The sequence below is a fragment of the Actinoplanes sp. M2I2 genome (genome assembly GCF_023544445.1).
Classification (GTDB): Bacteria; Actinomycetota; Actinomycetes; order Mycobacteriales; family Micromonosporaceae; genus Actinoplanes.
In genome coordinates this window covers 410,118-421,380 of record NZ_JALPVJ010000002.1, presented here as the reverse complement: position 1 = coordinate 421,380, position 11,263 = coordinate 410,118, and the positions used below count along the sequence as shown (strand labels likewise).

The window sequence follows — 11,263 nt, the reverse complement described above, 5'->3', positions numbered from 1 at the left end:
CAGATCCGCTGTCGCCTTGCCGGATGCGGCGAGGATGTCGGCATGACCGCCCACATCCGGCAGTCCGCGGTGGCCGAGCGGTCGGGCGACGGCCCGCTGGACCACCTGCGGACGATGGTCCAGGCGCTTCCGGTGCCCACCGCGCCGCTGACCTTTCCCAGCCGGGAGGCGGCGCTCGGGCTGGCCCTGATGGACCAGTCCTTCCGGCTCGACCACCTGCCGCGGCTCTCCGAGCATCTGACGCTGGTGGACCGCGGGCACATGAGCCGCACGCTGAGCGTGGACGTCGACCTCGACCTCATCTCCGGACGCCTGCGCGACACTCTGCTGGTGCCGGGCGAGGCGGCCCCGGGAGGCCGGGCGTCGCTGTGGGTGCCGGTGTCCCGGTACAGCCGCCGGGACCTGGCGCCCGTGGTCATCCGGGACTCGAACGGCGAGGTCGTGCCCCGGCTGTCGCACCGCGACGCCAACCGGGTCACCGCGGCCGCCTTCGTCAAGCTGCTGTTCATGCTGATCAACGCCCACGACGACGTCTCGGCCCCGGCCAGCCCGATCCACCGGCTGCGGCACACCCACCAGCGGTCGCGCTGGCTGATCGAGGCGGCGATCACCGAGCTGATCATGACCGGGGCGCCGGCCGGGCAGCGGCTGCGCACGCCTCTCGACTACGCCGCGCGGATCGACGGCGCCCACCCCGTACGCGAGCTGGCCCAGACCGCCCTCGACGAGCTCTTCCCGGTGGCCGGCGGCGATCAGCTGCTGATCCCCTTCGCGCGGCTGCTGCAGCTGGCCATCCGGCAGTACATCCTGGTCGCCCAGCTCGGCCTGGACCGGCCCCGCCGGTTCCTGACCTGGGAGGCGCCGCTGCTGCCGGCCCAGCACCGACCGGCGCCGCTGCGGACGCTGACCCAGAACATGCTGCCGGTGAACCGCGAGTTCGTCGTGGAGTACGAGACCGAGATCCCGCGGTCGGTCAAGGCGTACCACCTGACCCTCGAGGTCCGGCAGGAGATCAGCGTCCGGCGGTTCCTGATGTCCAGCGACATCGACGACGAGTTCGTCGAGGCGCTGGCCCAGGATCTGGAGTCGGTGGCCCGGCGGGTGGATCGCCTGGGCAGCCACCACAAGCTGCTCGAGCTCGAGATGCAGGGCATCGCCTCGCGGCTGGCCGAGCTCGGCCGCCGCCGCCTGGTCGACCTGGCGAGCTACGAGGCTTATCTGGCCCGCCTGCCGATCCCGGTCGGCGCCGGCTCGACGTCCCCGGCCCGCCGGCTGACCGCGGACGAGGTGCTCGCGGCCCTGTCCGCGGGTGACTGCTCGCTCGGGGTGCTGGCCGCGTTCTGCGCCCACTACGCGGCCGACGGCCTGCAGCACCTCGCCCGCAGCGCGCTCGCCGGGCCGGCCCTGCTCAACATCGCCGCCGGGTTGCGCGCGGTGCAGGTCGGCCGGGACGTCACCACCGACAACGACCCGCGCGAGCACGGCGCCCACGCGCACTGGCGGCGCCCGTCGGTCGAGCTGAGCCCGCAGTCGACCGAGCCGGTCCGCGTCTTCGCCTTCATGGCCCTGGCCGACGAGGCGCCGGCCCTGATCGAGAGCATCACCCGGATGGTGGCCGGGCTGGCCCTGGTCGTGCTGGGCATCGGCACCCTGCTGTCCGGCGGGATCGCCTGGCTGTACTCGTCGCGGGTGTCCGAGAACTTCGCGCCCGATCAGGCCGACGCCGTCGTCGCGGTCCTCCTGCTCGTGCCCGGCCTGCTGCTGGCCCGGCTCGACCTGCCCAGCACCAAGTCGGTGCTGGGCCAGCTGCACAAGTTCCAGCGGATGCTGGCCGCCGCCTCGGTCGTGGTGACCACCGCGCTGGCCATCGTGGTCGGCACGGTCCACTCGGACCGGGAGATGACCAGGCTGTTCCAGCTGGCGCTGGCCGCCCTGATCGTCATCCTGGTCTGCTGCCTGTGCGAGTTCGCCGCCCGGCGGACGCATCGCAGCAGCGCGGTGCCCCGGTCGACCAAGGTGCCGCGCTGGCTCCGCGACGTGCGCGGGACCACCCGGCGTACGGTCGAACCGGACGACCTCTTCGACGCCCGCGGTGAAGGAGGCATGCGGTGACGTCACCCGGCGATGCGACTCCGGCCAATTCGACCAAGTCGTCGGAGCTGGCCCGGATAGCGGCGGAGGCGGCCGGCACCCACTACTCCTCGGTGGAGTTCACGCTGACCCACGGATCGTCGAACGGCCACAGCATGCCGCTGCCGTCCGATCCCGACAAGGAGGATCCGACCGGCTGGCCGACCGACTTCTGCCACTTCTCGGCGGCCGGGCTGTCGGTGTCGACCTCCACCTGGCCGTCGGCGATGTCGGCGTTCAGCGGGCGGGTGCAGATCGACCGGGTGGACGACGCCGGTCAGCAGGACACGTATTCGTACTCCGGGCATGCCGTGCCCAACCCCGGCTTCCTCAACCAGTCGACCCGCAAGGTCGAGGTGTTCATCACGCTGGGCACCACGCACTGGTCCCCCACCTACCGCGAGACGCTCATGCAGGCGCTGGTCATCGAGAAGCTGACCGGGCTGGCGGCCGAGCGCGACGCGCCGGTGCTGCACCTGCACACCCCGGTCGCCCCGGTCCCGCAGACCTACAAGGCCGAGCGCGGCGACGGGTCCAACGAGCGGCTGCGCGACGCGGTCGGGCCCTGCCTGCGTTTCTCGGTCGGGGTGGACCCCTCGCGATCCGGCACCCGGCTGGATTTCGAGACCGAGCTGGCCGCGCTGGCCGAGGAGTACGGCTTCGGGCTCAAGCTCAGCGACCAGCGGCTCAACCGGGTCCGCGGGGAGTGGTTCACGATCCGCGGCTTCGACCGGGAGCGCTACCGCCAGGCCCGCGCCCGGCTGTTCCCCGACGCTCCGGTCCTGACACCCAAGCGGGCGGTCGTCGCGAGCGTCGTCGGCCCTTCCCGGACCGGTACGACAGCGACGGCGGTGGCGGCGCTGCGAGCCCGGGGCATCGGCGTGCTGGCCGCGTCCATCTCCAGCATGCGCAAGACGACGTTCATCAACCTGGTGCTGCCGGTCGCCGCCGACGTCGGAGAGACCCCGCCGCAGTGGTCGGGCGGCTGGCTCGACGCGCTGCCCAGGCTGAGCTCCTGCGCAGGCCCGCTGCCCTCCGTCGCCGACCGGCCCGACGAGAGCCTGATCGCCGACTGGAAGGTGGCGGTGAGCCCGGCGATGCGCTGCTCCTACCCGCCGTCGGGCCGGCAGACCGGCGCCACCTTCACCGGCCGGGTCCCCTACCCGCTCTGGCTGTGGTGGCAGGTCCCGCACCGTACGGTCGACACGCCCGCGCTGCTGGCCGAGGCCCAGGCCGCGCTGGCGCCGCACACCCGGCGGTGCGAGGTCGCGTACGCCCAGTCGCGGCTGTGCCGGGGCGACGTCGTCCGCGGCCGGGCCAAGCTGATCGTGATGCTGTCGCAGGAGCACCGTGACCACGCAGCCGTCCAGAGGGTGCTGACCGACGCCACCGAGGCGGCCCAGGCGCGCATCCGCGACCGGCTGCCCGCCCTGGGCCGGGTCGACCCCAGCCGGGTGCGGCTCCGGTTGTCGCCCCGGGAGCGCTGGCTGACGTACGCCGACATCTCCGCCTGACCCGCGGCCGCGCGGTCCGGCGATCGGCGCGCCGCCGGGAGTGGTGTCCGCCCAGGCCGAGGCGTACCGTCCGGATAGCTCGCCGAGGGGAAGGACACGTTGACCGCGATCTTTGGGACGGCGCCGGGATCACTCGCCGACTTCGAGATGATCTCGCAGCTCGGCCGCGGCGCCGAGACGGTCGTCTACCGTGTCCGTCGCCACGGCGACGAGTACACGCTCAAGGTGCTGTCCTCATCGGAGCGTGACACCCTGACCGCGGTACGCCGCGAGGCCGCCCTGCTCGGCAGCGTCGGTCACCCGCTGCTGCCGCGTGTCTTCGAGGTCGGCGAGTCGGTGGCCGGGCCCTACCTGGTTCTCGAGTACGTCGAAGGCGTCCCGCTGTCCCAGGTGCTGCGCGGGGGGCCGCTGGACGAGGGCACCGCCGTACGGCTGGCCGTCGACCTCCTCGGGCCGCTCGCCGCCGCGCACCGAGCGGGCCTGGTGCACCGCGACATCAAGCCGGACAACGTGATCATCGAACCGTCCGGCGCCGGCCGCCTGATCGACTTCGGCATGGCCGCGCGGGGCGGGGCGCACGACGGCGGGGTGGTGGGAACGCTCTCGTACAGCGCCCCGGAGCAGACCGGCATGCTCAAGCGGCCGGTCGACGGCCGCTCCGACCTGTACGCCCTCGGTGTGCTCCTGTACGAGAGCCTCACCGGCGAGCTCCCGTACCAGGCGCGTGACGCCGGCGAGCTGATCCGGTCGCACGCCATCGCGCCCATCCCCGACGTCCGCGCCCATCGCCCCGGCCTCTCCCCCACCCTGGCGGCGGTCGTCGCCACGCTGATGGCCAAGGACCCCGACGACCGCTATCAGAGCGGCGACAGCCTGCTCAGCGATCTGCACCGGCTGGCCGGCGACCCGGCCGCGACGTTCCCGGTGGCGGCCGACCGCGGAAGCCGGCCGGCCGGCCCTGCCCTTCTCGTCGGCCGCGACGAGGAAGTGATCACCCTGGCCAACCGCTGGCTGCGGGCCCGGTCCGGGACGGGCGGGGCGGTCATCGTGGAGGGGCCGGCCGGCGCGGGCAAGACCCGCCTGGTCCGCGAGCTGACCAACGCGGTCGCGATCGACGGTGACCTGGTCCTGTACGGCAAGTGCGTGCCCGACGACCCGGTGCCGTTGGCGCCGCTGCGGTCCGCCGTGGAGCGGCATCTGCGCGCGGTCGAGCGGCTGCCGGCGGCCGAGCGCGCGCACGCCGTGGAACGGCTGCGCCGGGCCGCCGGGCGTGGCGGCCCCCTGCTGCGCACCCTGTCCCCCCTGTTGGCCGACCTGGTGCAGATGCCGGCGATCGACGAGCAGAACCGGCATGAGCAGTTCGTCCACGCCGTGGCCGCCTTCCTGATCGGGCTGGCCGACGAGTTCCAGGGCGCCGTGCTGCACATCGACGACGTGCAGTGGCTGGACGGCCCGACCCGGCGGGTGCTGCAGCAGCTGACGAGCCGGCTGACCACCACTCCCCTGCTGGTGATCGCGACCGGCCGCGACGACGCCGGCGACGCGCCCGCGCTCGACCGGTTCGGCGCCGACCTCGACACCGCCCTCGACACCCGGGTCCCGCTCGGGCCGCTCGACCCGGGCGCGGTGGCCCGCCTGGTCGACGAGCACCTGGGCGCTGTCCGGCTGCCCGCCGAGCAGGTCCGGGAGCTGGCCGCCCGGGCCGGGGGCAACCCGTTCACGATCGGCGAGTACGTCCGGGCGGTGCTCGACGCCGGCCTGATCTCCCCGTCCTGGGGCGAGTGGCGCCTGGACCAGGCCGGGCTCGACCGCATCGACGTGACCGGCGACGCCGCCGACCTGGTGCTGCAGCGCATCGACGGCCTCGGCGAGGAGAGCCGCCACCTGCTGATCGCCGGGGCGGCGGCCGGGCGGTGGTTCCCGGCCGACCTGGTCGCGGCGGTCTGCGGCAGCGAGCCGCGCCGGGCCCGCGGCCTGCTCGCCGAGGCCGAGTCCCGGCGGCTGGTGACCGCCTCCGGGCCCGACGGCTACCGCTTCCTGCACGACCGCATCCGCGAGGCCCTGCTCGACGGCCTCGACGAGCCCACCCGGCGCCGGCTGCACCAGCGCCTGGCCGAGGTGCTCGACGGCGCGGCCCTGCACGATCCCCGCTTCGTCTACGCCACCGCCCGGCACTACGCGCGGGGCGAGCCCGGCCGCAAACCCGAGCGGGTCTACCTCAGCAGTTTCGCGGCCGGCCGGCTGGCGCTGGCCGAGCACGCGCCGGCCGAGGCCCGCCAGTTCCTCGAGGTCGCCGCGCGGGCGGCCGAGGCCGCCGGCCTGACCCCGCAGCCGGGCTTCTTCGTCGCGCTGGGCGCGGGCTGCGCCCGCACCGGGCGTTTCGCCGAGGCCCTGCGCCACCTCGACCAGGCGCTGAGCGGCGAGCCCGACAAGGTGCGCCGGGCCGAGATCCGGGCCCAGGTGGCCCTGGTGCACAACAGCGCGTGGAACCCCGACCGGGCGTTCGACGCGGTCCGCCGCGGCCTGGCCGAGCTCGGTTCGCCGCTGCCCCGCGGACGGCTGGCGCTCGCCCTGACCACGCTCGGCTCGGTGCTGCTGGGGCTCGTCGTCGGCAGCACCCGGCTGGGGTTCGGCACGGCCGACGGACGGCGCCGGGAACAGTTCCGGCTGCAGGCGGTCCTCTACGACATCGGCACCTTCTCGCTCTCGATGCGGATGCGCCGGATCATGCGCGCGTTGATGAGCCTGCGAGCGCTGTACCCGATCAACCGGCTCGGCCCCGGACGCGAGTACGCCCAGCACATGGCCGGTCTCGGGGTGATCGCCGATGTGGCCGGCCGGCCACGGTTCGCCGATCGGCTCTACGACCGGGCGGCCACGGTGGCGGCCGACGTGGGTGACCCGGAACTGGTCGGCTACGTCGGGTGGAAGCGCGGGGTCGGCAACCATCTGGGCGGCCGCGACGAGGACGGGCAGATCTGGGGCCGGGCGCTGATCGAGCACGAGCGGTGGCTGGCGCTGGGCGACTACCTGACCGGCGTGGGCGGCGTCTCCATGCAGTTCTACAAGCGGGGCCGCACAGCCGACGCCGAGGCCTGGCTGCGGCGGGGCAGCGCCCGGCTCGGTCCGGGCGCCGAGGCCGAGGGCGCGGCGATCCGGGCGGTGGCCGCGATCCTGGCCGCGCAGCGCGACCGGCCCGGGGAGGCGAGCCGGCACATCGACGTGCTGCGCCGCTTCGTCCGCGACTACCCCGACAACCCGCTGCAAATGATCAACCTGTACGGCGCCCGGATGGTCGCCCTGTACGAGACCGACCAGCTCGGCGAGCCGTTCGACCAGCTCACCGCCGAGTTCGCCGCGCTCGGCATGAAGCCCGGCTCCATGGTGCCCGAGCAGCGGGTCTACTACGTCTTCGAGGCGCTGGGCCGGCTCGCCCGGTGGCGCCGCTCCGGAGCGCCGGCGTCATCGGCTTCCCTTCGCGAGGCGGCGCGCGGGGCGGTCGGCCGGCTGGGTGAGAAGGCGACCGACAAGGCGCTGCGCGGATTCCACCGGGTGGCCCGCGCGGAGCTCGAACTGCTCGACGGCCGGCCGCTCGAGGCCGTGCGCCTGCTGGCCGGCGTCGAGGTCGAGCTGCTGCCGCTGGACGCGCCGCTCATCGCGTACGAGGCCGCCCGCGTACGGGCCCGGGCGCTCACGGCGCTGGACCAGCCCGCCTCGGCCGCGTTGCAGGCGACGACCGCCCTCACGATCGCGGCCGACCAGCGCTGGCCCCACCGGGTGCGCTGGGTCGAGGACGAGTTCCTCGTCAAGCGGCCGGACCCGGTCGCCCCCACCCCGGTGGCCCCCGACACCAGCTCGCTCTTCCGCCGCCGCCTCGAAGCGTTGCAGCAGGTCAGCCTGGCCTCGGCGACCGTGCTCGAGCCGGGCCGGCTCGCCCGCGTCGCCCTCGACGAGACGCTGCGGATCCTGGGCGCCGAACGCGCCTTCCTCTTCCTGCTCAACCACGACCTGCTCGTGCCGCTGGTCGGCCGGGACGGCGACGGCAACGACGTCCGCGAGCTCACCGGCTACAGCGCCACCCTGGTCGAGCGGGTACGGCACACCGGCGAACCGATCGTGGTCACCGGCAGCGAGGAGGGCGCGGCGCTCGGCTCGCACAGCATGCGGGCGCACGGCCTGCGCAGCATCCTGATCGCCCCGCTGCAGTTCGACGGTCACCTGCGCGGCGTCGTCTACCTGGACAGCCGCGTCGCCAAGGGCGTGTTCACGGCCGACGACGTCGCCATCCTCAAGGCCATCACCAACCACATCGCGGTGTCGCTGGAGACGGCCCGGGCGGCCCAGCTCGAGGTCGCCGTGCAGGCCGCCCGCCGGCAACGCGACGTGGCCGAGACCCTGCGCGCGGCGATGGCCGACCAGAGCTCGACGCTGGATCCCGACGAGGTCATGCGGCGCCTGCTGAGCAGCCTGACGAGCAGCCTGCGGGCCGACGCCGCCGTGCTGCTGACCGCGTCGCCCGACGGCCGGATGCTGGTCTCGGCCGCCCACGGCGCCGCCGCCCCGATCGGGCACAGCGTCCCGGCCGTACCCGCCGAGCTGCTCGACCTGACCGGCCCCCGCACCGGACCGGCCGCACCCGCCTTCGACGACCTGCTCGGCGCGCCGCAGAGCTGGTGGGCGATCCCGGTCAGCCGGCACGACGAGCAGTTCGGCGTCCTGCTGGTCGGTTGCGGCCGCGAGGACGGCATCACCGAGGCGCAGGCGGAGGTCGCCGCGGCCATCGCCGGCCAGGGCATGACCGCGTACGAGAACGCCCGGTTGTTCAGCCAGGTGCGCCGGATGGCCACGGTGGACGGGCTCACCGGCCTGACCAACCGCAACCACTTCTTCGCCCAGGCGGAGGCCCAGCTGCTCGTCAGCCGCCGGCGCCACGAGCCGGTGACCGCCATCATGATCGACATCGACCACTTCAAGAACATCAACGACACGTACGGGCATCCCGTCGGCGACGAGGTGATCCGGGCGGTCGCCGACCGGCTGCGCGGCGCCGTCCGCGACGGTGACCTGCTCGGCCGTTACGGTGGCGAGGAGTTCGCCGTCCTGACCCCGCAGGCGGCGACCACCGCGACCGGCCTGGCGGCCCGGCTGCACCGGGTCGTGTCCGGCGAACCGGTGCCGACGGCCGCGGGCCCGCTGCCGGTCACCATCAGCGTCGGCGTGGCCGGCTCGGGCGGCGACGACCCGGACCTGCGACAGCTGCTCACCCACGCCGACCGGGCCCTGTACGAGGCGAAGCAGACCGGCCGTGACCGGGTGGTCGCGTACGCCGATTAGCGCGCGGGCCGCCGCAACCGGTCGCGGGTCGTGTACGTCGTACAGTGGGTTGATGGCCAGAAAAAGCGACGTGACCCGGCCCCGGTTGAGCCGTGAGGCGATCGTCGCCGGCGCCGTCGCCTTGGCCGACGCGGAAGGGCTCGACGCGGTCACGATCCGGCGCCTCGCGCAGGAGCACGGCGTCACCCCGATGGCCATGTACTGGCACTTCAGCGACAAGGACAGCCTGCTCGACGGTCTGGCCGAGCATCTGATCGAGGCGGTGAAGCTGCCGGCGCCGACCGACGCGCCCTGGGACGCCCAGCTGCGCGAAGTGCTGGCCGCGTTCCTGGTGGCGGTCCGGCCGCATCCCGCGCTGGCCAACCTGACGTTGCGGCGCATTCTCGCCGCCGAGCCCGGCCTCGAGATCGCCGAACGGGTGCTGGAGCTGCTCCAGCGGGCCGGTTTCACGCCGGCCCGCGGGGCGGAGGTCGGCACCTTTCTGGTCTGCTCGATCATCACGCTCGTGGCCGCCGACCCGTCGCCGGCGCCGCCGCGTCCCGAGGTCGACGAGGATCAGGCGCGCCGCGACAAGCTGGCGAGGCTGGCGTCCTTGCCACCCGAGCGTTACCCCCGGGTCATCGCCGCCGGTCCGGCCCTGGTCGCCTGCCGCGACGGGGACGACTATTTCGACCTGAACATCGACCTGCTGGTCGAAGGCGTGCGCGGCGTCCGGCGTCGCTGACGCGCGTTCTTCGTCACACCACCTGATCACCCCTTCGCTTGACGCCCCGGCAGGCGTTCCATATACGGTGTACATGTACGCCGCACAGGGCAGCGTGGTGATGAGGTGGACCGGTGCAACGCAACCCGTGGTCGACGCTGGCAGTGCTGGCGTTCGCCCAGTTCATGGTGGTGCTCGACGTGACGATCGTGAACGTCGCGCTCCCCGACATCCAGGGCGATCTGAGCTTCTCCGCGTCCGGCCTGCAGTGGGTGATCAGCGCGTACACGCTGCTGTTCGGCGGCTTCCTCCTGCTCGGTGGTCGTGCCGCCGATCTGCTCGGGCGGCGCCGGCTGTTCATCGCCGGCCTGGCCCTGTTCGCCGTCACGTCGCTGATCGCCGGGCTCGCGCAGAACCCGGAGCAGCTCGTCGTGATGCGCGCGCTGCAGGGCCTCGGCGCAGCGCTGATGTCGCCGGCTGCCTTCGCGATCCTCACCGTGACGTACCACGGCCGGGATCGCAACATCGCGATGGGCGTCTGGGGCGGCCTGGCCGGGCTGGGCGGCACGCTGGGCGTCATCGCCGGCGGCCTGCTCGTCGACTCGCTGAGCTGGCGATGGGTGTTCCTGGTCAACGTGCCCATCGCGGTGGCGCTGGCGGCGATGATCCCGTTGTTCGTCCGCGAGTCCCGGGTGGCGATCAGCGGCCCGCGTACCTTCGACCTCGCCGGCGCCCTGCTCAGCACGGCCGGCCTGCTGGCCATCGTGCTGGGGGTCATCCGCGCCGAGCCGCTGGGCTGGTCGTCGCCGGAGGTGCTGGCCCTGCTGATCGGCGGCCTGGTGCTGCTGGCCGCGTTCGTCCGGGTGGAGGCCCGGTCGGCGGCGCCGCTGGTGCCGCTCAGCCTGTTCCGGTCGCGCGGCCTGTCCACCTCGATCCTGGCGCTCGCCCTGAACGGCGCCGCGTTCCTGGCGATGTTCTTCCTCACCGCGATCTTCTTGCAGCAGGTCCGCGGCCTGACCGCGCTGGAGACCGGCCTGCAGTTCCTGCCGATGGGCATCGCGGCGATCGCCAGCGCGGTGGTGGCCTCGCAACTGGTCACCCGATACGGCACCAAGCCGGTCCAGGTGGGCGGTGCGGTGCTCAGCGTGGCCGGGCTGCTCCTGCTGTCTCAGGCCGACGCCACGGGCTCGTACGCCTTGACGATCCTGCCCGGCCTGGTGCTCTTCGGGGTGGGCATCATCGCGGTCGGCACCCCGGCCTCGATCGCCGCCGTCGCGGAAGTCTCGCACGATCAGGCCGGCGCGGCGTCGGGCGTGGTGAACGCGGGCTATCAGGTCGGCGGCGCGCTGGGCCTGGCCGTGATCACCACGCTGGCGACCACCCACGTCGAGGGCCTTCTCGCCGGAGGCGCCGGTCAGCAGGAAGCCCTGGTGGGCGGATTCGAACGCGGCCTGCTGATCGCGGCGGTCTTCGCGGCGGCCAACATCGTGACCGCGCTGGGTGCGCCCCGGCTGCGCCCGACCAGTGAGCAGATGGCCGAAGCGGCGGTCGCCGCCTGACGTCCCGGCCGACTGCCGCCGCA

The 11,263-nt window shown here is 73.8% G+C and carries 5 protein-coding genes; all 5 read left to right on the top strand.

From position 1 onward, the window contains the following. Positions 1 to 42 precede the first annotated feature (42 nt). Positions 43 to 2,112: a hypothetical protein gene (locus HJC40_RS05745; RefSeq protein WP_249998715.1), complete on the top strand. Its 2,070-nt coding sequence runs from the start codon at positions 43 to 45 to the stop codon at positions 2,110 to 2,112. Beyond that, positions 2,109 to 3,644 carry a hypothetical protein gene (locus HJC40_RS05740; RefSeq protein WP_249998713.1) on the top strand — a complete coding sequence of 512 codons (1,536 nt, stop codon included), beginning with the start codon at positions 2,109 to 2,111 and terminating at the stop codon, positions 3,642 to 3,644. Before HJC40_RS05745 ends, HJC40_RS05740 begins: the two co-directional genes overlap by 4 nt. Positions 3,645 to 3,743: 99 nt before the next feature. Next, on the top strand, positions 3,744 to 8,978 hold the full coding sequence (locus HJC40_RS05735) for a diguanylate cyclase (RefSeq protein WP_249998711.1): 5,235 nt from the start codon (positions 3,744 to 3,746) through the stop codon (positions 8,976 to 8,978). A gap of 52 nt (positions 8,979 to 9,030) precedes the next feature. Further along, the gene (locus tag HJC40_RS05730; protein ID WP_249998709.1) at positions 9,031 to 9,702 is read left to right on the top strand and encodes a TetR/AcrR family transcriptional regulator; all 672 of its coding nucleotides are present in this window, start codon (positions 9,031 to 9,033) and stop codon (positions 9,700 to 9,702) included. A gap of 113 nt (positions 9,703 to 9,815) precedes the next feature. After that, complete coding sequence (locus HJC40_RS05725; RefSeq protein WP_249998706.1) at positions 9,816 to 11,240, top strand: DHA2 family efflux MFS transporter permease subunit; 1,425 nt, start codon at positions 9,816 to 9,818, stop codon at positions 11,238 to 11,240. The last annotated feature ends 23 nt before the right edge of the window (positions 11,241 to 11,263 follow it).

What these genes read in the sequence shown, in the direction of transcription:
- HJC40_RS05730 (WP_249998709.1), top strand. Translation starts at nt 9,031, where the DNA reads ATGGCCAGAAAAAGCGACGTGACCCGGCCCCGGTTGAGCCGTGAGGCG.
- HJC40_RS05745 (WP_249998715.1), top strand. Translation starts at nt 43, where the DNA reads ATGACCGCCCACATCCGGCAGTCCGCGGTGGCCGAGCGGTCGGGCGAC.